We start from the raw sequence: 23,706 nt of genomic DNA, 5'->3' as shown, positions 1-23,706 counted from the left end.
AGCGATCGTCGACCACAAGCCACCTGTTCAAGTCTTGAACGTGACCCGGCGAGTCATGCCTGCAAATTCACAACCGAACAGGTATTGACTTCGAAACTTGAAGGCATAGTCTCTGCAACGTTGCTTTTACCTTCAAGTGGTGGGTGACGGGAAGTTGTGCACCACTTGGAAGAGTCCCCTCACCCCCGGCGACGCTGCCGGGCGGCCCCAGGAGTACACGTGACCAGTACCGCGCAGGCGAAGGCGTCCGGAGGCGGCCACACCGCCCCGGACCACCTCGGCCATGTCATCTTCATCACGGCGGCGGCCGCGATGGGCGGCTTCCTCTTCGGCTACGACAGTTCCGTGATCAACGGCGCCGTAGAGGCGATCCGCGACCGGTACTCCATCGGGTCGGGGACGCTCGCCCAGGTCATCGCCATCGCCCTGATCGGCTGTGCGATCGGCGCCGCGACCGCGGGCCGCATCGCCGACCGCATCGGCCGCATCCGCTGCATGCAGATCGCGGCGACCCTGTTCACCATCAGCGCCATCGGTTCGGCCCTGCCGTTCGCGCTGTGGGACCTCGCCTTCTGGCGGATCATCGGCGGCTTCGCCATCGGCATGGCCTCGGTCATCGGCCCGGCCTACATCGCCGAGGTCGCCCCGCCCGCCTACCGCGGCCGGCTCGGCTCCTTCCAGCAGGCCGCCATCGTCATCGGCATCGCCATCTCCCAGCTCGTCAACTGGGGCATCCTGAACGCCGCGGGCGGCGACCAGCGCGGCAAGATCATCGGGCTTGAGGCCTGGCAGGTCATGCTCGGCGTCATGGTCGTCCCGGCCGTCCTGTACGGGCTGCTGTCCTTCGCCATCCCCGAGTCGCCCCGCTTCCTCATCTCGGTCGGCCGCGACGTGGACGCCAAGCGGGTGCTCGCCGACGTCGAGGGCAAGGACGTCGACCTGGACGCCCGCGTCGCCGAGATCGAGCACGCCATGCGCTCCGAGCACAAGTCGTCCTTCAAGGACCTGCTCGGCTCCAAGTGGGGCTTCCTGCCCATCGTCTGGGTCGGCATCGGCCTCTCGGTCTTCCAGCAGCTGGTCGGCATCAACGTCGCGTTCTACTACTCCTCGACGCTGTGGCAGTCCGTCGGCATCGACCCGTCCGGCTCGTTCTTCTACTCGTTCACCACGTCGATCATCAACATCATCGGCACCGTGGTCGCGATGGTCCTGGTCGACCGGGTCGGCCGCAAGCCGCTCGCGCTCGTCGGCTCCATCGGCATGACGGTGGCGCTCGCCGTCGAGGCGTGGGCCTTCTCGGCCGACCTGGTCGACGGCAAGCTCCCCAACACCCAGGGTGTCGTGGCCCTGATCGCCGCGCACGTCTTCGTTCTCTTCTTCGCCCTGTCCTGGGGCGTGGTGGTCTGGGTGTTCCTCGGCGAGATGTTCCCGAACCGGATCCGCGCGGCCGCCCTCGGCGTCGCCGCCGCCGCCCAGTGGATCGCCAACTGGGCCATCACCGCCAGCTTCCCGAGCCTTTCGGACTGGAACCTGTCCGGCACCTACATCATCTACGCGATCTTCGCCCTGCTCTCGATCCCCTTCGTGCTCAAGTACGTCAAGGAGACCAAGGGCAAGGCGTTGGAGGAGATGGGCTAATCCCCGCTGCCCCTCTCCTCTCACCCAACCGCCCCGGCTCGCCGATCGAGCCGGGGCGGTTGGGTTACGCCCGCCGCTCCGCCCGGGACCCCGTTCGGGCCTGGACGGCCCTCGTCCTCACTCGCCGGACGGGCTGAGACGGGTTGCAGTGGGCGCCCTGCCGGGGCCGGACCGCTGGGGGCGCGGGGACTTGCGGGGTTGAGGGTGTGCGTGCCGCCCGGCGTCGAGTGGTTCAGGGGCGCGGGCACGGTTCGCAGTTGAAGGCGGGGTGGCTGGGGGCGCGCCCGGGGGAGGTCAGGCCTGGGCCTGCTCGCAGAACAGCCGCAGGCTGCGCCACCCCTCCTCCACCGGCATCCCCCCGCACAGCGGGTGCAGCACCAGGCTGTCGCCCTCAAGGGCCGCACACTCCTGCGGGGTCACCACGCGGTACACCCCCTCCGCGCGCAGTTCCGCCACCGACGCGGCCGCGGACTTCACCGCCGAGCGGATGTCCTTGGACTGCCAGGACGCATACATCCGCGCCTCATGAAGGAAGTGCTCGCCGTACTCGGCCCAGGTGCGGTCGGGGTCCTCGCTGAGGTGCAGCAGGGGCGTCCTCGCCGCCGGCATCATGCAGAAGCCCTCGGTGCCGTACTCGGCGAGCCTGTCGTTGTAGTACGCCTCCAGCTCGGGCAGATGCGCGCTCGGGAAGAACGGCAGGCCGAGCCGGGCCGCGCGATTGGCGGCCGCCCGCGAGGAGCCGCCGACCAGCAGCATCGGATGCGGCTCGGTGAACGGACGCGGCGTGACCCGGACCCGGCGCCCGCGATAGGTGAACTCCTCGCCGCTCCACGCCTTCAGGAGGGTTTCCAGGAGCTCGTCCTGAAGCCTGCCGCGCCGGCCCCACTCGACACCCTGCTGCTCGTACTCGGCCGGCCGGTATCCGATTCCCGCGACCGTCACGAGGCGGCCCCCGCTCATCAGGTCGAGCACCGCGATGTCCTCCGCCAGGCGCAGCGGGTCGTACAGCGGCCCGATGATCGCCGAGACCGTCACCGCGATGCGCCCGCCCGATGCCCGGCCGGCGCCCCTCATGGAGGCGCTGCGCGCCGCTGAATCTCCCTGTGTCGCGCCGAAGACCGCGCCCGCGAAGGCGAAGGGCGAGGGCAGCCAGTTGTTGTCCGTGCCGTGGTGCTCCTCGGTCTGGATGGTGTCGATGCCGTGGTCGTCGGCGTACGCGGCCATCTCCAGGGCGGCTTGGTAGCGGGCGGAGAGCGACTGGGCGGTGGCGTCCGGGTCCACCAGATTCATGCGTACGACCGTGAACGGCATGGAAAATCCCCCTCCACCGAGCGGGTTCCGTGGGGGAACCCGGGCGAAGGGGGACGGTAGCTGACGAGGCGTCAGACAGCCAGGGTCTCGGCCGACTCGGCGTCCTCGAACGATCCGGCGGGCACCACGGCGGGCTTGGGCAGGGCGAGGTAGAGGAGCCCGGAGATCACGACGGTGGCGACCCAGCCGAGGCCGTACTCGCCGACCGGGTTGTTCGCGGACAGCGGGCCGGTGAACCAGTCGGACTTGGTGAACATCAGGCCGCCGACCAGGCCGGCCGCCCACGCGGCGACCGCGGCGGGGGAGAAGCCGCCCTTGTACCAGTAGGCGCTGGTGCGGGTGGTGTCGAGCAGTGCCTTCGCGTCGTACTCGGTGCGCCGCAGCATGTCCGCGCCGAACACACCGACCCAGGCCGAGAACGCGACGGCCAGCAGCGAGAGGAAGGCGATGAACGAGCCCATGAAGCTGGTGGCGACCAGCATCAGGATGCCGCCGAAGACCAGCGAGATGACCGCGTTGACGGAGACCGCCCAGTGCCGCGGGATCTTGAAGCCGAGGGTCTGCGCGGTGAAGCCCGCCGAGTACATCGACATCGAGTTGATCAGGAGCATGCCGACCAGCGCGATCAGCAGGTAGGGCACCGCGATCCACATCGGCAGGATCTCACCGAGGAAGGACACCGGGTCGGCCGCCGATGCCAGGTCCGGGGTGGAGACGGCCATGACCGCGCCCATCAGGACCATCGGCAGCACGACGATGCCGGCGCCGCCGATGGAGTTGCCGACGATCGCCTTGGCTGAGGCGGTGCGCGGCAGGTAGCGGGCGAAGTCGGGGGCGGACGGGATCCAGCTGACGCCGCCCGCGGCGATCATGCCGGTGCCCGCGACCATCAGGGAGGTCTTGCCGGCCGGCTGGTGGAAGACGGCGGACCAGTCGGTGTTCATGACCAGGTAGACGAGCACCAGGATCGAGAAGGCGCCGAACAGGAACGTCGCGTACTTGTTGCACTTCTGCACGACGTGGATGCCCAGGCCCGAGATCGCGAACGTGATGACCACGAAGACGGCGAGCGTGACGATGATCAGGAACGTGTTGCTCTTGATCCCGAAGAGGATGTCCAGCACGGTCAGCACCGCATAGGCGCCGGTCACCGCGTTGATGGTCTCCCAGCCCCAGCGGGCCACCCAGATCAGCGAACCCGGCAGCAGATTGCCGCGCTGGCCGAACACCGCGCGGGACAGCGCCATGCCGGGGGCGCCGCCGCGCTTGCCCGCGATCCCGATGAGCCCGACCAGGCCGTACGAGACAATGGGCGCGGCCACGGCGACCACGATCGCCTGCCAGAAGTTGAGCTTGTACGCGACGACGAGGCTGGCGCCCATGGTGAGCAGCAGCACGCTGATGTTCGCGGCTACCCACGTGGGGAAGAGCTCGCGGGTTTTCGCGGTGCGCTCCGCGTCCGGCACGGGCTCAAGGCCGCGTGTTTCCAGGGCGCTCTGCGGTTCGTCGGTGGTGCCAGTGTTCATGGGGGAGGAGTTCCGTGCCTCTCGCTCGGCTCGACGCTGAGCCGGTGGGGGTGGTCGAAGGGGACTCTACGCGCGTTGATGCGCCCACCTCTATCGTACTTTAATCTGACACCTGCCCCATAATTCCGTTCCGTACTCGGAGGAACGCACAAACTGGGTCCTGGCGGCACCCATACCCGATACTGGGACGGTTATGGAATTCGTCATCCTTGCTGTAGTCATCGCCCTGGTCGCGGTCGGCGCGATCAGCGGGCTGGTGGTCAGCAGCCGCAAGAAGAAGCAGCTGCCGCCCACCGCGCCGCCGAGCACGCCGACCATCACAGCCCCGCCCGCCGAGCCTCAGGTCGGTGAGGACGCCGCGGAGACGGCGCAGGAACCGCGCCGCACCATCGAGGAGGTCGGCCTTCCCGAGGCGCCCGCCACCCCGGTCGTCGTCGAGGAGCCGGTCGCCGAGGCGCCGGCGCTCGACGTCCCCGAACCGACGGCCGGCCGGCTCGTCCGGCTGCGGGCCCGCCTCGCCCGTTCGCAGAACTCGCTCGGCAAGGGGCTGCTCACCCTGCTCTCCCGCGAGCACCTCGACGACGACACCTGGGAGGAGATCGAGGACACCCTGCTGACCGCCGACGTCGGCGTCGCGCCCACCCAGGAGCTGGTCGACCGGCTCCGCGAGCGCGTCAAGGTGCTCGGCACCCGCACCCCCGACGAGCTGCGCACCCTGTTGCGCGAAGAACTCCTGACCCTGCTCGGCACCGACTTCGACCGCGAGGTCAAGACCGAGGGCGGCGAGAGGGTCCCCGGCGTCGTGATGGTCGTCGGCGTCAACGGCACCGGCAAGACCACCACCACCGGCAAGCTCGCCCGCGTCCTGGTCGCCGATGGCAAGTCCGTCGTCCTCGGCGCGGCCGACACCTTCCGCGCCGCCGCCGCCGACCAGCTCCAGACCTGGGGCGAGCGCGTGGGCGCCCGCACCGTGCGCGGCCCCGAGGGCGGCGACCCCGCCTCCATCGCGTTCGACGCCGTCAAGGAAGGCATCGCCGAGGGCGCGGACGTCGTGCTCATCGACACGGCGGGCCGGCTGCACACCAAGACCGGCCTCATGGACGAGCTCGGCAAGGTCAAGCGCGTCGTCGAGAAGCACGGCCCGCTCGACGAGATCCTGCTCGTCCTCGACGCCACGACCGGCCAGAACGGCCTGGTCCAGGCCCGGGTGTTCGCCGAGGTCGTCGACATCACCGGCATCGTCCTGACCAAGCTGGACGGCACCGCCAAGGGCGGCATCGTCATCGCCGTCCAGCGCGAACTGGGCGTCCCCGTCAAGCTCGTCGGGCTCGGCGAGGGCGCGGACGACCTGGCACCGTTCGAACCCGAGGCGTTCGTGGACGCGCTCATCGGCGACTGAGTCCATCCCCGGGGGTGTCCGGCGGACCGGGGCCGGGTCGCGGATCCACCGGACACCCCCCGGCGCACCGACGCCCCGCCGCACCGAAAGGTGCGGCGGGGCGTTTTCGTGCGCGGCGTACGGGCGCCGGAAGGTGCGAGGGAACCGCGCGACCGGCCACGGGCGGCCGACGGGCTACAAGCGGCGGGCCCGCGGAGCGGTTACGCCGCCGAGCGGTGGCAGATGTACGCCAGCGTGCCCAGCAGCAGACGGGCCTCGGGCGGCCGGGTCGCCGTGTCGAGGGACGGCGGGCGCAGCCAGTCCACATCGCCCGACGGCGGCGCCGGCACATGAGCGCCGCGGGGCGGGCAGCGCAGGTCCAGAACCGCGTCGTCCCAGCCCATCCGGTAGAGCAGCCCAGGGAGTTCGGCCGCGGCGCCCGGGGCCACGTAGAAGTGCGTGCGGCCGACCGGTGTCGTGGAGACCGGGCCCAGCGGAAGCCCCATCCGCTCCAGCCGCACCAGCGCCCGCCGCCCGGCCGCAGCCGCCACGTCCAGGACGTCGAAGGTGCGCCCCACCGGCAGCAGCACCGCCGCGCCGGGGCACCGCGACCACGCCTCGCTCACCTCGCCGAGCGTGGCGCCCGCCGGGACCTCCGGCGCGAAGGCCAGCGGATGCGCGCCGGGCGCCGCGCACGACGGACTGCCGCAGGAGCACTGGCCGTTCAGGGCGCGGGCGCCCGGAGCGACGTCCCAGCCCCACAGGCCGGTGTACTCGGCCACCGCGGTGACCTCGCTCGTACGAGTGGTCCGTGCGGAGCGGCCGCGGCGCCAAGAGCCGGGCCCGGTCTCCCTGATGCCCCGGCTGCCGCCGATCGTGAAGCCCATGCCCCCTCCAACGGGTCTGCCGCGTCCGTGGTTACGACGCCAGTGACATAGTCGTGACGATCCGGAGTTTTCCTGTCACTTTCCGTTTCCGCCAGGTCGGACACAGTCGTGAAAAGGGTCGTGCGATGTGCGCCGTGCGCCCCGGCTCACTCCGCTCCACCCGATGCTGATCGCCAGGTGTCAAGTGAATCGTGCCTGGCGGCAGGGGAGTTCATTCGAAGGGGTGGCGAATGGTGGCGTTTCCGCAAGCGCCATGGCCGGACGCGTGATCGTAGGATTACCGTCGGTACACGGACCTCGGGGGTATACGCGCCCGCGGGTATGCCGGAGGCAAGCAGGTTTCCCGTCCCAGCGGGTGCAACCGCGGGACAGGAGGCCCAACTGGCGGCATCCTGATGGAGGTTAGCGCAATCGACGCACAACCGACGCACATGAGGCTTCAGCGGATGGGGGGAGTTCCAGTGGGCGGCAGTGGGGCCAGTGGTGAGAGCGCCGGCAAGCGCCCCAACGAGCAGCTGAGTTCGTGGTTCGTACGCAGCGGCTGGTCGAAGGGCGAGCTGGCGCGCCAGGTGAACCGCCGGGCGCGCCAGATGGGCGCGCACCACATCAGCACCGACACGTCCAGGGTGCGGCGCTGGCTCGACGGCGAAATGCCGCGCGAGCCGATTCCGCGGATCCTCTCGGAGCTGTTCTCCGAGCGCTTCGGGAGCGTCGTCGCCATCGAGGACCTCGGCCTGCGCCAGGCCCACCAGTCACCCTCGGTGTCGGGTGTCGACCTGCCCTGGGCCGGGCCCCAAACGGTCTCGCTGCTCAGCGAGTTCTCCCGCAGCGACCTGATGCTCGCCCGGCGCGGCTTCCTCGGCACCTCGCTGATGCTGGCCGCAGGGCCCTCCCTGATCGAGCCCATGCAGCGCTGGCTCGTGCCCTCGCTGTCCAGCGAACCGGGCCCTCCCGAGACCGCCGCCAGCGCCCGGCGCCCCTCCCGGCTCTCCAAGCCCGAGCTGGAACTCCTGGAATCCACCACCGCGATGTTCCGCCAGTGGGACGCCCAGTGCGGCGGCGGCCTGCGCCGCAAGGCCGTCGTCGGCCAGCTCCACGAGGTCACCGACCTCCTCCAGGAACCCCAGCCCGCCGCCACCGCCCAACGCCTCTTCCAGTGCGCGGCCGAACTCGCCGAGCTGGCCGGCTGGATGAGCTACGACGTCGGCCTCCAGCCCACCGCCCAGAAGTACTTCGTGCTGGCCCTGCACGCCGCCAAGGAGGCGGGCGACAAGCCGCTCGGCTCGTACATCCTGTCGTCCATGAGCCGCCAGATGATCCACCTGGGCCGGCCCGACGACGCGCTCGAACTCATCCACCTCGCCCAGTACGGCAGCCGCGACTGCGCGACCGCCCGCACCCAGGCCATGCTGTACGCGATGGAGGCCCGCGCGTACGCCAACATGGGCCAGCCGAGCAAGACCAAGCGGGCCGTCAGGATGGCCGAGGACACCTTCGGCGACGCCGGGCTCGACGGCGAGCCCGAGCCCGACTGGATCCGCTTCTTCTCCGAGGCCGAGCTCAACGGCGAGAACGCCCACTCCTACCGCGACCTGGCCTACGTGGCCGGCCGCAGCCCCACCTACGCCTCGCTCGCCGAGCCCGTGATGGAGCAGGCCGTCGCCCTGTTCGGCAAGGACGAGGAACACCAGCGCAGTTACGCCCTGAACCTCATCGGCATGGCCACCGTGCACCTGCTCAAGCGGGAGCCCGAACAGTCGACCGTCCTGGCCGAGCAGGCCCTCAGGGTCGCCAAGCGGGTCCGCTCGGAGCGGGTCAACACCCGGCTGCGCAAGACCGTCGACACCGCCGCCCGCGACTTCTCGGACGTCGCGGAGGTGGTCCGGATGACGGACCTGCTCACCAGGGAACTGCCCGAGACGGCCGAGGCCGTCTGAGGCACCCGCCCGCCGCCGCACCCCCGGCGGCGCGGCACACGAACGCCCGTCGCCGCTCCGGACGCCGGGTCACCCCCTCGCCGTTCCGGACGCCGTACCCCCTCGCCGCCCGGACGCCGTACCCCCTCGCCGCCCGGGCGCCGTACAGAACCCGCCACCGCCGGCCCGGACCCCGGCCCTGGAGAACCCGGTGCCGCCTGCCGCCGCCGACGTGGCGGCGGCACCCAAGACCCCGGCCACGGCCTTCACCCCGTTCTGCCCGACTCGGCTCCCCCACGTCAGGTCGAACGGGTGAGACCGTGGCCGGTTCCACGGCCATCGGATGCCGCGGACGGCGGCCACGGGCGCCCTTGCGATCCGGCAGTTCACTGGCGTGTAACACGCCCGCCCCCTTCGTCACCCCGGCGAAACATCGTGCGGCATCGACGGAAACCGCGCTGGGTCAACCTCATGGCGCATAACCGGCCACCCGCCAGTTCCCGCCCGAGTAACGCCCCCGCACGGGCCGTACCGACGACGAGGAGACGCCGATGCCCCCAGGCATCACGCTCGCAGCTGCCGCCCCGCAGCTGTCCAGCGCCAACACCGGCTTCATGCTGATCTGCTCAGCGCTGGTGATGATCATGACGCCCGGGCTGGCCTTCTTCTACGGAGGCATGGTCCGCGTCAAGAGCACCCTGAACATGCTGATGATGAGCTTCATCAGCCTGGGCATCGTCACCATCCTGTGGGTGCTCTACGGCTTCAGCCTGGCCTTCGGCGAGAGCAACGGCTTCATCGGCTGGTCCAAGGACTACTTCGGGCTCAGCGGCATCGGCCTGGTCCAGCTGTGGCCCGGATACAGCATCCCGGTGTACGTCTTCGCCGTCTTCCAGCTGATGTTCGCGGTCATCACACCCGCGCTCATCAGCGGAGCGCTCGCCGACCGCGTCAAGTTCAGCGCCTGGGCCCTGTTCACCGCCCTGTGGGTCACCGTCGTCTACTTCCCCGTCGCGCACTGGGTGTGGGCCTCGGACGGCTGGCTCTTCAAGAAGGGCGTCATCGACTTCGCCGGCGGCACCGCCGTGCACATCAACGCGGGTGCGGCCGCCCTCGGCGTGATCCTGGTCATCGGCAAGCGCGTCGGCTTCAAGAAGGACCCGATGCGGCCGCACAGCCTGCCGCTGGTCATGCTCGGCGCGGGCCTGCTGTGGTTCGGCTGGTTCGGCTTCAACGCGGGGTCCTGGCTCGGCAACGACGACGGCGTGGGCGCCGTGATGTTCATCAACACCCAGGTCGCCACCGCCGCCGCCATGCTCGCCTGGCTGCTCTACGAGAAGCTGCGCCACGGCTCCTTCACCACCCTTGGCGCCGCCTCGGGCGCGGTCGCGGGCCTCGTCGCCATCACCCCTTCCGGCGGCTGCGTCAGCCCGCTCGGCGCGATCGCGATCGGGGTCATTGCGGGCGTGCTGTGCGCCATGGCGATCAACCTCAAGTACCGCTTCGGATTCGACGACTCGCTCGACGTCGTCGGCGTCCACATGGTCGGCGGCATCACCGGCTCGCTGCTCGTCGGCCTCTTCGCGACCGGCGGCGTACAGTCCACCGCCAAGGGCCTCTTCTACGGAGGCGGCCTCGACCAGCTCGGCAAGCAGGCCCTGGGCGTCGGCGCCGTCCTCGGCTACTCCCTGGTGGTCTCCGCGGTCCTCGCCCTCGCCCTCGACAAGACGATCGGGATGCGGGTCGCCGAGGACGACGAGATCTCCGGCATCGACCAGGTCGAGCACGCCGAGACGGCGTACGACTTCAGCGGCGCGGGCGGCGGCACCGCACCCCGCAGGGCCGTGGCGGCCCCGGGAGCCATGGCAGCGAACAAGAAGGTGGACGCATGAAGCTCATCACCGCGGTCGTCAAGCCGCACCGGCTCGACGAGATCAAGCAGGCCCTCCAGGCCTTCGGCGTCCAGGGCCTGACCGTCACCGAGGCCAGCGGATACGGGCGCCAGCGCGGCCACACCGAGGTCTACCGCGGCGCTGAGTACACCGTCGACCTCGTACCCAAGATCCGCATCGAGGTCCTGGTCGAGGACGACGACGCCGAGGAACTGATCGAGGTCGTGGTCAAGGCCGCCCGCACCGGGAAGATCGGCGACGGCAAGGTGTGGAGCATGCCCGTCGAGACGGCGGTACGGGTCCGCACGGGCGAGCGCGGACCCGACGCACTGTAGACACGGCGAGGAGCTGCTGGGTGACGAGCGTGGACGTGAGTACCGCATCCGACGACGAGGACCGCGAGCCCGGCGGCCACGCGGCGGCCCGGCTGCGCCTTCTCGCCGAGAAGGGGCGGTCCGGGCCGCCGCGCCGCGCGGCCCTCGCCGAACTGACCGACGGCTGGCTGGCCACGCTGTTCGCGGCCGCCACCGAGGAGACCGGGGTCGGCGGCGCGTCCCTGATCGCGGTCGGCGGTTACGGGCGCGGCGAACTCTCCCCGCGCAGCGACCTCGACCTGCTGCTCCTGCACGACGGGCGGGCCGACGCCAAGGATCTCGCCCTGCTCGCCGACCGGCTCTGGTACCCGGTGTGGGACACCGGCCTCGCCCTCGACCACTCGGTGCGCACCCCCGCACAGGCCAGGGCCACGGCGCGCGATGACCTCAAGGTGCAGCTCGGACTCCTGGACGCCCGCCACATCGCGGGCGACGCCGCCCCGACCCTGGCCCTGCGCACCACCGTCCTCGCCGACTGGCGCAACCTCGCGCCGCAACGGCTGCCCGAGCTCGACGAGATGTGCCGCGAACGGGCCCAGCGCCAGGGCGAGTTGCAGTACCTCCTCGAAGGCGACCTCAAGGAGGCCAGGGGCGGACTGCGGGACGCGACCGCCCTGCGCGCGGTCGCCGCGTCCTGGCTCGCGGACGCCCCAAGAGAAGGGCTCGCCGATGCCAGGCGGCGTCTCCTCGACGTGCGGGACGCGCTGCACCTGTGCACCGGCCGTGCCACCGACCGCCTCGCCCTTCAGGAACAGGACGCTGTCGCGGCCGAACTGGGCCTCCTCGACGCCGATGTGATGCTCCGTCAGGTCTCGGAGTCGGCCCGCGTCATCTCCTACGCGGGCGACGTCACCTGGCGCGAGGTCGGCCGGGTGCTGCGCGCCCGCTCCGGACGGCCGCGCCTGCGCCGGCTGTTCGGCGGCGCCCGCACCGGCGCCCCCGAGCGCACCCCGCTCGCCGAGGGCGTCGTCGAGCAGGAGGGTGAGGTCGTGCTCGCCCTGACCGCCCGCCCCGAGAAGGACCCCGTGCTGGTGCTGCGCGCCGCCGCCGCGGCCGCCCAGTGCGGGCTGCCCATCTCCCTGCACGCCGTACGCCGCCTCGCGGCCACGGCCCGCCCGCTGCCGACGCCCTGGCCCGCCGAGGCCCGCGACCAGCTCGTCACGCTGCTCGGGGCCGGTGACTCCACCGTAAGCGTCTGGGAAGCGCTCGAAGCCGAAGGGCTCATCACCCGGCTGCTGCCCGACTGGGAACGCGTGCGCTGCCGGCCCCAGCGCAACGCCGTGCACACCTGGACCGTCGACCGCCATCTCGTCGAGACCGCCGTCCGCGCCGCTCACCTCACCCGCCGGGTGCACCGCCCCGACCTGCTCCTGGTCGCCGCCCTCCTGCACGACATCGGCAAAGGGTGGCCCGGCGACCACTCGGTGGCCGGCGAGACCATCGCCCGCGACGCGGCCGCCCGGATCGGCTTCGACGCCGCCGACGTGGCCGTCGTCGCCACCCTCGTACGCCATCACCTGCTGCTCATCGAGACCGCGACCCGGCGCGACCTCGACGACCCGGCCACCGTGCGCTCGGTCGCCGAAGCGGCCGGCTCGGCCACCACCCTGGAACTGCTGCACGCCCTCACCGAGGCGGACGCGCTGGCCACCGGCCCCGCCGCCTGGTCCTCCTGGCGCGGCGCCCTCGTCGCCGACCTGGTCAAGAGGGCGACGGCGGTCCTCGCCGGCGAGCCCGCCGACCCCGAGCCCGCCGCGATCACCGCCGAACAGGAACGCCTCGCCGTGGAGGCCCACCGCACCGGCGGCCCCGTCCTCGCCCTGCGGGCCCGCGCGGACGGGTCCGACGAACAGGAACCCGTCGGAGTGGAACTCCTGGTCGCCGTCCCCGACCAGCCGGGCGTCCTGCCCGTCACGGCCGGCGTCCTCGCCCTGCACCGCCTGACCGTACGCGCCGCCGAACTGCGCACCGTCGACCTTCCCGACCCGGTCGGCGGCCCGGTGCTGCTCCTGGACTGGCGGGTGGCCGCCGAGTACGGCTCCCTGCCCCAGGCCGCCCGGCTGCGCGCCGATCTGGTGCGGGCGCTCGACGGTTCCCTCGACATCGAGGCCCGCCTCGCCGAGCGCGAGGCCGCCTACCCCCGCCGCCGCGGCGGGCACGCGCCTCCGCCCCGCGTCACCGTCGCCCCCTCGGCCTCCCGGCACGCCACGGTCATCGAGGTGCGCGCCCAGGACGTCCCCGGCCTCCTGCACCGCATCGGCCACGCCCTGGAGGCGGCCCGCCTGCGGGTGCGCTCCGCACATGTGTCGACGCTCGGCTCCAACGCCGTGGACGCCTTCTATGTGACGGACGGGAAGGGAGTGCCGCTCGCGCCGGGAGAGGCGGCGAAAGTAGCAAGGGAACTGGAGTCGGCCCTGAGCGACGCGGCCGGGCCGGTGTAAAGGGGCACCCCGCGGGGGATGCGGGCCACAGGCACCCCCGCGCACCCCCACCTCCCGGGATACCCTGGGGACCGTTCGAAGCCCGTGTCCGCATCCCGGCCGGGCGCACGGCGTCTGGCACGCACGCTCGCCGCGTTGCCGAAAGGCCCTGGTAGCTCCGGCTACAAGAGCCTTCCGGCGCCTTGCGATCGCACGCACCGGAGTCCGCGCGCCGATCCGGCCGGAATGCAGACACAGACTCCCACCCGACCGCCCCACGAGCCGAGGACCCGCAACCACCGTGTTCGATACCCTTTCCGACCGCCTGAGTGCGACGTTCAAGAACCTCCGGGGCAAAGGACGCTTGAGCGAGGCGGACATCGACGCCACGGCGCGCGAGATCCGCATCGCGCTCCTTGAGGCCGATGTCGCGCTGCCCGTCGTCCGCGCCTTCATCAAGCAGGTCAAGGAGCGCGCGTCCGGCCTCGTGGCCTCGCAGGCCCTCAACCCGGCCCAGCAGGTCATCAAGATCGTCAATGAGGAGCTTGTCGGCATCCTCGGCGGCGAGACCCGGCGCCTCAGGTTCGCCAAGACCGCGCCCACCGTGATCATGCTCGCGGGTCTTCAGGGCGCCGGTAAGACGACCCTCGCCGGAAAGCTCGGCAAGTGGCTGAAGGGGCAGGGCCACTCCCCGCTCCTGGTCGCCTGTGACCTCCAGCGCCCCAACGCCGTCAACCAGCTGAGCGTCGTCGCCGAGCGCGCGGGCGTCGCGGTCTACGCGCCGGAGCCGGGCAACGGCGTGGGCGACCCGGTCAAGGTGGCGCAGGACTCGATCGAGTACGCCCGCTCCAAGCAGTACGACGTCGTCGTGGTCGACACCGCCGGCCGCCTCGGCATCGACCAGGAGCTGATGCAGCAGGCCGCGGACATCCGCGACGCCGTCAGCCCCGACGAGGTCCTGTTCGTCGTCGACGCGATGATCGGCCAGGACGCGGTCAACACCGCCGAGGCCTTCCGCGACGGCGTCGGCTTCGACGGTGTGGTGCTCTCCAAGCTCGACGGCGACGCCCGCGGTGGCGCGGCGCTCTCCATCGCCCACGTCACGGGCAAGCAGATCATGTTCGCCTCCAACGGCGAGAAGCTCGAAGACTTCGACGCGTTCCACCCGGACCGCATGGCGTCCCGCATCCTCGACATGGGTGACCTGCTCACCCTGATCGAGCAGGCGGAGAAGACGTTCAGCCAGGAAGAGGCCGAGAAAATGGCCTCCAAGCTGGCGTCGAGCAAGGGCAAGGACTTCACGCTCGACGACTTCCTGGCCCAGATGGAGCAGGTCCGCAAGATGGGCTCCATCTCCAAGCTGCTCGGCATGCTGCCCGGCATGGGGCAGATCAAGGACCAGATCAACAACATCGACGAGCGCGACGTGGACCGCACCGCGGCCATCATCAAGTCGATGACCCCGGGTGAGCGCCACGACCCGACCATCATCAACGGCTCGCGCCGCTCGCGTATCGCCAAGGGTTCCGGCGTCGAGGTCAGCGCGGTGAAGAACCTGGTCGAGCGGTTCTTCGACGCCCGCAAGATGATGTCCCGGATGGCCCAGGGCGGCGGGATGCCCGGCATGCCGGGGATCCCGGGCATGGGCGGCGGCCCCGGCCGCCAGAAGAAGCAGATCAAGCAGGGCAAGGGCAAGCGCAAGAGCGGCAACCCGATGAAGCGCAAGGCCGAAGAGGCCGCGGCCGCCGAGCGCAAGGCGCAGGGCGGCGCGCTCGGCCTGCCGAGCGCCGAGGAGCAGAAGAACTTCGAGCTGCCCGACGAGTTCAAGAAGTTCATGGGCTGAGTGCCCGCGGTCGTACGTGTGGGGCGCCTCCCGGCGGTTCGGGGAGGCGCCCCACACGCATGCGGACCTCCTCCCGGCGGTTAGGGGGTGTCTGGTGGATCATGGCCGGGGGTGCGGCGCCTGGCACGGCACCTCGCGGTGTTGCCGAAACGCCCCGATAGCTCCGCTATCACGACGTTCCGGCGCCTTGCGATGCACCGCACCAGGCGCCGCACCCTGACCGACCCTGATCCACCAGACACCCCCTAGGGGAGGCACCCCACACGCATGAGGGCGTCGGCGGGCCCTCGGGGGGACCGCCCAAAATGCCCTCTTTGTACCGGTCTCCAATAATGGCGCGTACCGGCCCTGAGGAGAGCACGTGCCCACATCCGTACCGCCGCGCGACCGCCCCGACCAGCCGTGGCGCTCGGAAGGGGCGCCGCCGCCGCCCGCCCCGAGGAAGAAGATGCCCGGCGGCTGGGGCCGGCTGATCCTCACCGCCCTGATCGTCTACCTCATCACCAACCTGATCCTGTCGTTCTTCAACGACGGCGACGAGACGACCGTCTCGTACACCGAATTCAGCAAACAGGTCGCGGCCGGCAACGTCTCGAAGATCTACGCCAAGGGCGACGCCATCCAGGGCAAGCTCAAGAACAAGGCGCCCGTCCCCTCCGGCGACGGCAGCGGCGACTACACGGAATTCACCACCCAGCGCCCCACCTTCGCCGACGACGACCTGTGGTCCCAGCTCACCAAGCAGAACGTCACCGTCACCGCCGAGCCGGTCGTCGAACACCGCAGCTTCCTCGCCAACCTGCTCATCTCGCTCGCCCCGATGCTGCTCCTCGTCGTCCTGTGGCTGTTCATCGCCCGGCGCATGCGCGCGGGCCTCGGCGGCGGCGCGAGCGGGATGCTCGGCCGCAAGGCGCCGCCCAAACCGGTCGAGATGGCCGACGGCAAACGCACCACCTTCGAGGACGTCGCCGGCATCGACGAGGTCGAGGGTGAACTCAACGACGTCGTCGACTTCCTCAAGAACCCGGGCGCCTACCACGAGATGGGCGCGCGCATGCCCGGCGGCGTGCTGCTCGCGGGCCCGCCCGGAACCGGCAAGACCCTGCTCGCACGGGCCGTCGCGGGGGAGGCCGGGGTGCCGTTCTTCTCCGCGTCCGCCTCCGAGTTCATCGAGATGATCGTGGGTGTGGGCGCCTCGCGGGTACGCGAACTCTTCGCCGAGGCCCGCAAGGTCGCGCCCGCGATCGTCTTCATCGACGAGATCGACACCATCGGCCGGGCCCGCGGCGGCGGCTCCGGCATGGGCGGCCACGACGAGCGGGAACAGACCCTGAACCAGATCCTCACCGAGATGGACGGCTTCTCCGGCTCCGAGGGCGTCATCGTGCTCGCCGCCACCAACCGGTCCGACGTCCTGGACCCCGCGCTCACCCGCCCCGGCCGCTTCGACCGCGTCGTGCACGTCAGCCCGCCCGACCGCGACGGCCGCGCCGCCATCCTGAGGATCCACACCCGCGAGATCCCGATGGCCAACGACGTCGACCTGGAACAGGTCGCCCGCACCACCCCGGGCATGACCGGCGCCGACCTCGCCAACCTCGCCAACGAGGCGGCCCTGCTCGCCGTCAAACGCCAACAGCGCCAGGTCAGCAGGGCCGACCTCTCCGATGCCCTGGAAAAGGTCCAACTCGGCGCCGAGCGGCCCCTGGTGATGCCGTACGAGGAGCGCCGCCGCACCGCCTACCACGAGAGCGGGCACGCGCTGCTCGGCATGCTCCAGCCCGGCGCCGACCCCGTCCGCAAGGTCACCATCGTGCCGCGCGGCCGGGCGCTGGGCGTCACCCTGTCCACTCCGGACGCCGACAAGTACGCGTACACCGAGGAGTACCTGCGCGGCCGGATCATCGGCGCGCTGGGCGGCATGGCCGCCGAGCGGATCGTCTTCGACGTCATCACCACCGGCGCCGAGAACGACCTCGAACAAGTCACCAACCTGGTCCGCGGCATGGTCGCCCGCTGGGGCATGAGCGAGCGGATCGGCCCCCTTGCCGCGCTGCCGAGCGACGCCCAGCAGGCGTACGGGCTCTCCGCGGCGCCCGGCACCCTGGACACCATCGCCGCCGAGATGCGCCGCATCGTCGACGAGTGCTACGAGCAGGCATGCCGGCTCCTGCGCGACAACCGCGACAAGCTGGACGCGCTCGCGGCGGCGCTGCTCGCCAACGAGACCCTGGAGGAGGCCGCCGCCTACCGCGCGGCCGGCATCCCCCGCCTGGCGAAGGCGGAGGCGCGGACCGAGACGGAGACCGAGGCGGAGGCGTAGACCGAGGCGGAGGCGCAGGCGCAGACGCAGGCAGGCGCAGGTGCAGGCCGAAGCGTCGGCGTAGACCGAGACCGAGACCGAGACCGAGACGGAGGCGTAGGCCGGTGGCCGGAGGGTGCGCCGGGCCTCAACCGCCGTGATCCGCCGGGCAGTTGGGCCCTTCAGGGCGTGCGCGCGATCGCCGCGGCCCTCAGGGCGTGCGGGCGATCAGATAGCGGAACACATTGGGCATCCACACCGTGCCGTCGCGCCGCACGTGCCCGTGGAGCGCTTCGACGAGTTCCTTCTCCACCTGGGCCTGATCGGTGACGCGGGCCGCCGCGTCGAACGCGCCCGTCGAGAGCAGCCCCCGTATCGCGCTGTCCAGGTCCGCGTAGCCGAAGGGGCACGCCACCCGGCCCGAGCCGTCCGGCTTGAGGCCCGCGCGGGCCGCCACGTCCTCCAGGTCGTCGCGCAGGCTCGGCCGCCAGCGCGGGGCGTCGTTCAGGCGCGCGGTCAGCCGCGTGGCGACCCGCAGCACCGCCGATGTGGCACACCGCTCCGGTGGCCCCCAGCCGGCCAGCACCACCGCGCTGCCGCGCTCCGCGAGCCCCACGGCCGACGCCAGCGCGGGGACCAGGTCCTCGGTGTCACCGGCCGTGCAGCCGATGGGCTCGAAGGCGGTGATCACGTCGTACGGGGAACGACCGGGACCGGAGGTGCCGGCGGGGCCGCCCGTCACCAGACGGGACGCCCCCATTCCCGCGGCGCCGTCCCGGCCGGGCCCGGGCGTCAGCCGCTCACGGGCCAGCGCCAGCCGCGCGGCGTGCTCGGGACGGTCCACACCGGTCACCTCGGCGCCCCGCGACGCGGCGATCAACAGCGCGAGCCCCGAACCGCAGCCGAGCCCGAGCAGCCGGGTGGCCGGGCCCACGTCGAGCCGTTCGTACGCCGCTTCGAAGAGAGGGACCAGCATGCGTTCCTGGATCTCCGCCCAGTCCCGCGCGCGCTCGGACGAGCCCGCCGCGGGGGCGGAGGCCGTGCGGGACTGATGCCGGACGAGCGTTGGTGTCATGGAAAGCGCCCCAATCCGCCGAGAGGTCAGCTGTGCCCTGAAGAACAACCCCCCCGTGAATGTCCGTACGCACTTCCCCCGTATGCCAGGGAACTCCGCATCCCGCCCCGCGTCCAGAGGGCGGGGGCATCCGACGCGTACAGCGCGGGCAAGGAGGGCCGGTAGGCGATTCACGCTCCGCCACCCTTGCGCCGTACCATGCGCGCCATGGCAAAGGCACCCGTTCTCACGCCCCAGGCGGAAGACTTCCCGCGCTGGTACCAGGATCTGATCAACAAGGCCGAGCTCGCGGACAACGGTCCCGTGCGCGGCACCATGGTGATCCGACCGTACGGCTACGGCCTGTGGGAGCGGATGCAGCAGGAGATGGACGCACGCATCAAGGAAGCGGGCGCCCAGAACGCCTACTTCCCGCTCTTCATCCCCCAGTCTTACCTGACTCGCGAGGCTGAGCACGTCGAGGGCTTCGCGCCCGAGCTCGCGGTGGTCACACACGGTGGCGGAAAGGAGCTCGAAGAGCCCCTCGTCGTGCGCCCCACCTCCGAGACGATCATCAACGAATACTTCTCCAAGTGGGTCCAGAGCTATCGCGACCTGCCGCTGCTCATCAACCAGTGGGCCAACGTGGTCCGTTGGGAGATGCGTCCGCGCGTCTTCCTCCGTACGAGCGAATTCCTCTGGCAGGAGGGCCACACCGCCCACGCCACCTACGAGGACGCCCGCGCCTACGCCGCGCGCATCCACAAGGACGTCTACGCCGACTTCATGATCAACGTCCTCGGCATCGACGTCGTCCTCGGCCGCAAGACCGCCAGGGAGCGCTTCGCCGGAGCCGTCAACACCCTCACCCTGGAAGGGATGATGGGCGACGGCAAGGCCCTCCAGCTGGGCACGAGCCACGAGCTTGGCACCAACTTCGCCAAGGCGTTCAACACCCAGTACCTGTCCAAGGACGGCCGGCAGGAGCTCGTCTGGCAGACGTCCTGGGGCGTCTCCACCCGCATGGTCGGCGGCCTGATCATGTCGCACGGCGACGACAACGGCCTGCGGGTGCCGCCGAGGCTCGCCGCCGTGCAGGTCGTCGTCGTGGCGATCAAGGGCGACGAGGCCGTCGCCAAGGTCCGCGAGCTCGGGGACCGCCTCAAGGCGGCCGGCCTGCGCGTCCAGGTCGACGACCGCATCGACACCCCCTTCGGCCGGCGCGCCGTGGACTGGGAGCTCAAGGGCGTCCCCGTACGCATCGAGATCGGCCCGCGCGACCTGGAGGCCGGCACCGCGATGCTGGCCCGCCGCATCCCCGGCGGCAAGGAACCCGTGTCCAGCGACGCGGCCTCGCTCGCCGCACTGCTGCCCGCCGTCCTCGAAGAGGACCAGGCGCTGCTCCTGAAGCAGTCCCGCGAGCGGCGCGAGTCCCGTACGCATGACGTCGCCACCCTCGCCGAGGCGGCCGAGGCCGCGGTCGCCGGCGGCTGGGCCCGCATCCCGTGGGCCGACCTCGGGCCCGAGGGTGAGGCCGAGCTCGCCGAACAGGCCGTGTCCGTACGGTGCCTGGTCGCCGAGGACGGGTCGGTGCCCGAGAGCGAGGACGCGCCCGGTACGGTCGCGATCGTGGCCCGCGCCTACTGAGGAGCACCGGGTCCGGCGCATGTGGCGCACAAGCCACCCGGGCCCGGCCGAAAACCCTCTTGCGCCCCGTCCGGCAACCAACGTCCCGGCGTGCGTACTTCATCTACACGCCGGGGCGTACACGCCGCTACGTCATACCTTGGTGTGAGCTGTGAGCCTTCTCCGCAGATCAGCGCACCCGCCCTCGTCCGCACGCATCAATGCCAACTGACGGGTACGAGCAAATTATTTGGGATGCCCCGGAATAGGAACACAGCGGCCCTGCGGCTCGTTGTCACGACGTGAGCACGACACCACCTGTTCTCGCCGCAGAGCTGGCACAGGCGTGGGCCGACATTCAGCGGTACCACTCCGAGCTGCCGGACCTAGCCGCGCCCGAGTCCCTGATCGGAGAGTCGTCGTCAGCCTGTGGCGCCGAGCTCTCCTTCGAGCGACTGCTCCATGAGGCAGTCCACGGCATTGCCGCCGCCCGCGGTGTCCGCGACACCTCCCGCGCCGGCCGCTACCACAACCGGAGGTTCCTGGCGATCGCCGAAGAGCTCGGCCTCGACCACCCGGAGGAACCGCACCCCAGCAGCGGCTTCTCCCTGGTCACGCTGAACGCCGAGGCCAGGCGCCGCTACCGGCCCACCATCGAACGGCTGCAACGCGCCCTGAAGGCGCACACCGTCGCCACGGCCGCCGACACCAAGCGCTCCTTCCGCGGGCCTGCCGCCCGGCACGGCTCCTCCGGAGGCGGCGTGCGGGTCAAGGCGGTCTGCGACTGCGGGCGCAACGTACGCGTCGTCCCCTCCGTGCTGGCCCAGGCGCCCATCGTCTGCGGCGGCTGCGGCAAGCCGTTCCGCATCCCGGAGGGGGCCGAGGTGGTCGCCGCCGTCGTCTGACCCCGGGCCCGGCCGCCGGCAGGGGCGGCGAAGTCCGGGGGAGCGGGCCCACCGGGGGTGCCCCACGGACCCCCGGCGTGCGCACCGCGGGCATGTGGCACAATGGCTAGCTGTACTCGACAGCCGCACAGGAACCCTCTCGCCTCCGGCTGACGCGTCCATCGGGCACCCGAGTACCGCAACCCCACGTGGCATCTCATGTGCCCAACCACGTCAAGACCAGGAGACACCACTCCAGTGGCAGTCAAGATCAAGCTCAAGCGCCTCGGCAAGATTCGCCAGCCGCACTACCGCATCGTCGTCGCCGACGCCCGCACTCGCCGTGACGGTCGCGCGATCGAGGAAATCGGTCTGTACCACCCGACGTACAACCCGTCGCGCATCGAGGTCAACGCCGAGCGTGCGCAGTACTGGCTGTCTGTCGGCGCCCAGCCGACCGAGGCCGTTCTCGCCATCCTGAAGCTCACCGGTGACTGGCAGGCGCACAAGGGCCTCCCGGCCCCCGCGCCGCTGCTCCAGCCGGAGACGAAGGACGACAAGCGCGCGTCCTTCGAGGCCTTCGCCAAGACCCTTGAGGGCGACGAGGCCAAGGGTGAGGCCATCACCCAGAAGGCCAAGAAGACCGAGAAGAAGGCGGACGAGGCCGAGGCCTCCGCCGAGTCGACCGAGGCCTGAGCATGCTCGAGGAGGCTCTTGAGCACCTCGTGAAGGGCATCGTCGACAACCCCGACGACGTGCAGGTCGCCTCGCGCAACCTGCGCCGGGGGCGCGTGCTGGAGGTCCGGGTCCACCCCGACGACCTCGGCAAGGTGATCGGCCGCAACGGCCGTACCGCCCGCGCCCTGCGCACCGTCGTGGGCGCAATCGGCGGCCGTGGCATCCGGGTCGACCTCGTCGACGTGGACCAGGTCCGCTGACCAGTTGGGTCGCTTTACCTAGATACGCCGGCTCGGGCCGGGGAGGGCTTCGGCCCTTCCCGGCCCGCAGTCGTATTCCGGGCCATAGTGGCAACAGCAGAACGAAGGCCGCGGCCACCACGGGGCCGCACCTGTCCGAAGGAGAAGCAAGCGTGCAGTTGGTAGTCGCGCGGATCGGCCGCGCCCACGGCATCAAGGGCGAGGTCACCGTCGAGGTGCGCACCGACGAGCCGGAGCTGAGGCTCGGCCCCGGCGCCGTACTCACCACCGACCCCGCCTCGGCGGGCCCGCTCACCATCGAGACCGGCCGGGTGCACAGCGGCCGGCTGCTGCTGCGCTTCGAGGGCGTGCGCGACCGCACCGCCGCCGAGGCCCTGCGCAACACCCTGCTCATCGCCGACGTGAACCCGGCGGCGATGCCGGAAGAGCCCGACGCGTACTACGACCACCAGCTCATGGACCTCGACGTGGTGCTCGCCGACGGCACCGAGGTCGGCCGCATCACCGAGATCACCCACCTGCCCTCGCAGGACCTCTTCATCGTGGAGCGCCCCGACGGGAGCGAGGTCATGATCCCGTTCGTCGAGCAGATCGTCATCGAGATCGACCTGGACGAGCAGCGCGCGGTCATCGACCCGCCGCCCGGCCTGATCGACGACCGCGCCGAAATCGCCTCCGCGCGGGACGAGGAGACGGCGGAGCCTGCTGATCCCGAGGGCTCGAAGGGCTCGAAGGCCTCCGAGGGTTCCACGGGCGCCGAGAACACCGGGGACGCCGAGAACGCCGGGAACGCCGGGGACGTCGCCTGATGCGGCTCGACGTCGTCACGATCTTCCCCGAATACCTGGAACCGTTGAACGTCTCCCTGGTCGGCAAGGCCCGGGCCCGCGGACAGCTCGACGTCCACGTCCACGACCTGCGGGACTGGACGTACGACCGGCACAACACGGTCGACGACACCCCCTACGGCGGCGGACCCGGCATGGTCATGAAGACCGGGCCCTGGGGCGACTGCCTCGACGACGCCCTCGCCGACGGATACGAGTCGGGGGCGCACGGCCCGGTCCTGGTCGTGCCCACACCCAGCGGGCGCCCCTTCACGCAGGAACTCGCCGTCGAACTCTCCGAACGGCCCTGGCTGATCTTCACGCCGGCCCGTTACGAGGGCATCGACCGCCGCGTCATGGACGAGTACGCCACCCGGCTGCCCGTGTACGAGGTGTCCATCGGCGACTACGTCCTGGCCGGAGGCGAAGCCGCCGTCCTCGTGATCACCGAGGCCGTGGCCCGGCTCCTGCCCGGCGTCCTCGGCAACGCCGAGTCCCACCGCGACGACTCCTTCGCACCCGGCGCCATGGCCAACCTGCTCGAAGGCCCCGTCTACACCAAGCCCCCCGAGTGGCGCGGCCACGGCATCCCGGACGTCCTGCTCAGCGGCCACCACGGAAAGATCGCCCGCTGGCGGCGGGACGAGGCATTCCGGCGCACCGCCCTCAACAGGCCGGACCTGATCGAGCGTTGTGACGCCTCGGCCTTCGACAAGAAGGACCGCGAAACCCTGTCCATCCTCGGCTGGGCCCCCGAGCCCGACGGCCGATTTTGGCGCAGGCCGAGCGACGTGGAAGAATAGGCCGCTGCTGTACGCACGGCCGGCGCCCCTGCCACAGGGGGAACGACGCCCGCCTCCCTCGCACAGCACCCCATTCATCTCGAATTC

The 23,706-nt window shown here is 71.1% G+C and carries 18 protein-coding genes; 14 read left to right on the top strand and 4 right to left on the bottom strand.

What is annotated here, in order from left to right:
- The first annotated feature begins 219 nt into the window (after positions 1 to 219).
- Positions 220 to 1,638 (top strand): sugar porter family MFS transporter, encoded by a 1,419-nt coding sequence (locus ACGFW5_RS07250; protein WP_393833196.1) that lies wholly within the window; start codon positions 220 to 222, stop codon positions 1,636 to 1,638.
- A gap of 294 nt (positions 1,639 to 1,932) precedes the next feature.
- Here ACGFW5_RS07250 and ACGFW5_RS07245 read toward each other — a convergent pair whose 3' ends face one another.
- Both ACGFW5_RS07245 and ACGFW5_RS07240 read right to left on the bottom strand, forming a co-directional pair.
- Positions 1,933 to 2,949: an LLM class flavin-dependent oxidoreductase gene (locus ACGFW5_RS07245; RefSeq protein ID WP_393833195.1), complete on the bottom strand. Its 1,017-nt coding sequence runs from the start codon at positions 2,947 to 2,949 to the stop codon at positions 1,933 to 1,935.
- A gap of 71 nt (positions 2,950 to 3,020) precedes the next feature.
- Entirely contained in the window at positions 3,021 to 4,475 is a 1,455-nt protein-coding gene (locus ACGFW5_RS07240) for a cytosine permease (RefSeq protein ID WP_393833194.1), read from the bottom strand.
- Between the two features lie 193 nt (positions 4,476 to 4,668).
- Here ACGFW5_RS07240 and ftsY point away from each other — a divergent pair, with 193 nt between their 5' ends.
- On the top strand, positions 4,669 to 5,874 hold the full coding sequence (gene ftsY / locus ACGFW5_RS07235) for a signal recognition particle-docking protein FtsY (RefSeq protein WP_393833193.1): 1,206 nt from the start codon (positions 4,669 to 4,671) through the stop codon (positions 5,872 to 5,874).
- A gap of 200 nt (positions 5,875 to 6,074) precedes the next feature.
- Here the strand turns inward: ftsY and ACGFW5_RS07230 are convergent, their stop codons facing one another.
- Positions 6,075 to 6,740 carry a bifunctional DNA primase/polymerase gene (locus ACGFW5_RS07230; RefSeq protein WP_393833192.1) on the bottom strand — a complete coding sequence of 222 codons (666 nt, stop codon included), beginning with the start codon at positions 6,738 to 6,740 and terminating at the stop codon, positions 6,075 to 6,077.
- A gap of 461 nt (positions 6,741 to 7,201) precedes the next feature.
- On the opposite strand from ACGFW5_RS07230, the gene ACGFW5_RS07225 reads away from it, so the two are divergent.
- The 6 genes from ACGFW5_RS07225 to ftsH all read left to right on the top strand — a co-directional run bounded on the left by ACGFW5_RS07225 (position 7,202) and on the right by ftsH (position 17,508).
- Positions 7,202 to 8,677, top strand: coding sequence for a hypothetical protein (locus ACGFW5_RS07225; RefSeq protein ID WP_393833393.1), 1,476 nt, complete (start codon positions 7,202 to 7,204; stop codon positions 8,675 to 8,677).
- A gap of 530 nt (positions 8,678 to 9,207) precedes the next feature.
- Positions 9,208 to 10,548, top strand: coding sequence for an ammonium transporter (locus ACGFW5_RS07220; protein ID WP_393833191.1), 1,341 nt, complete (start codon positions 9,208 to 9,210; stop codon positions 10,546 to 10,548).
- On the top strand, positions 10,545 to 10,883 hold the full coding sequence (locus ACGFW5_RS07215) for a P-II family nitrogen regulator (RefSeq protein WP_393833190.1): 339 nt from the start codon (positions 10,545 to 10,547) through the stop codon (positions 10,881 to 10,883). The genes ACGFW5_RS07220 and ACGFW5_RS07215 overlap by 4 nt, the downstream gene beginning before the upstream one ends.
- A gap of 20 nt (positions 10,884 to 10,903) precedes the next feature.
- Positions 10,904 to 13,363 (top strand): [protein-PII] uridylyltransferase, encoded by a 2,460-nt coding sequence (locus ACGFW5_RS07210; RefSeq protein ID WP_393833189.1) that lies wholly within the window; start codon positions 10,904 to 10,906, stop codon positions 13,361 to 13,363.
- Positions 13,364 to 13,643: 280 nt separating this feature from the next.
- On the top strand, positions 13,644 to 15,185 hold the full coding sequence (gene ffh, locus ACGFW5_RS07205; RefSeq protein ID WP_393833188.1) for a signal recognition particle protein: 1,542 nt from the start codon (positions 13,644 to 13,646) through the stop codon (positions 15,183 to 15,185).
- Positions 15,186 to 15,546: 361 nt separating this feature from the next.
- Positions 15,547 to 17,508 (top strand): ATP-dependent zinc metalloprotease FtsH, encoded by a 1,962-nt coding sequence (gene ftsH / locus ACGFW5_RS07200; protein WP_393833187.1) that lies wholly within the window; start codon positions 15,547 to 15,549, stop codon positions 17,506 to 17,508.
- A 190-nt stretch (positions 17,509 to 17,698) separates the two neighbouring features.
- Here the strand turns inward: ftsH and ACGFW5_RS07195 are convergent, their stop codons facing one another.
- Complete coding sequence (locus ACGFW5_RS07195; protein ID WP_393833186.1) at positions 17,699 to 18,562, bottom strand: SAM-dependent methyltransferase; 864 nt, start codon at positions 18,560 to 18,562, stop codon at positions 17,699 to 17,701.
- A gap of 207 nt (positions 18,563 to 18,769) precedes the next feature.
- On the opposite strand from ACGFW5_RS07195, the gene proS reads away from it, so the two are divergent.
- The 6 genes from proS to trmD all read left to right on the top strand — a co-directional run bounded on the left by proS (position 18,770) and on the right by trmD (position 23,619).
- Positions 18,770 to 20,188: a proline--tRNA ligase gene (gene proS / locus ACGFW5_RS07190; RefSeq protein WP_393833185.1), complete on the top strand. Its 1,419-nt coding sequence runs from the start codon at positions 18,770 to 18,772 to the stop codon at positions 20,186 to 20,188.
- A gap of 281 nt (positions 20,189 to 20,469) precedes the next feature.
- Positions 20,470 to 21,072 (top strand): hypothetical protein, encoded by a 603-nt coding sequence (locus ACGFW5_RS07185; RefSeq protein WP_393833184.1) that lies wholly within the window; start codon positions 20,470 to 20,472, stop codon positions 21,070 to 21,072.
- A gap of 237 nt (positions 21,073 to 21,309) precedes the next feature.
- The gene (gene rpsP / locus ACGFW5_RS07180; RefSeq protein ID WP_393833183.1) at positions 21,310 to 21,747 is read left to right on the top strand and encodes a 30S ribosomal protein S16; all 438 of its coding nucleotides are present in this window, start codon (positions 21,310 to 21,312) and stop codon (positions 21,745 to 21,747) included.
- A gap of 2 nt (positions 21,748 to 21,749) precedes the next feature.
- Positions 21,750 to 21,989 (top strand): RNA-binding protein, encoded by a 240-nt coding sequence (locus tag ACGFW5_RS07175; protein WP_005311361.1) that lies wholly within the window; start codon positions 21,750 to 21,752, stop codon positions 21,987 to 21,989.
- A 152-nt stretch (positions 21,990 to 22,141) separates the two neighbouring features.
- On the top strand, positions 22,142 to 22,798 hold the full coding sequence (gene rimM, locus ACGFW5_RS07170; protein WP_393833182.1) for a ribosome maturation factor RimM: 657 nt from the start codon (positions 22,142 to 22,144) through the stop codon (positions 22,796 to 22,798).
- Positions 22,798 to 23,619: a tRNA (guanosine(37)-N1)-methyltransferase TrmD gene (gene trmD / locus ACGFW5_RS07165; RefSeq protein WP_393833181.1), complete on the top strand. Its 822-nt coding sequence runs from the start codon at positions 22,798 to 22,800 to the stop codon at positions 23,617 to 23,619. Before rimM ends, trmD begins: the two co-directional genes overlap by 1 nt.
- Positions 23,620 to 23,706: the final 87 nt, after the last annotated feature.

Origin of the sequence: Streptomyces sp. NPDC048416 (genome assembly GCF_043200435.1) — a bacterium.
Taxonomy (GTDB): domain Bacteria; phylum Actinomycetota; class Actinomycetes; order Streptomycetales; family Streptomycetaceae; genus Streptomyces.
The sequence above is the reverse complement of the archived record's forward strand: the minus strand, read 5'-3'. Positions and strand labels throughout refer to the sequence as shown.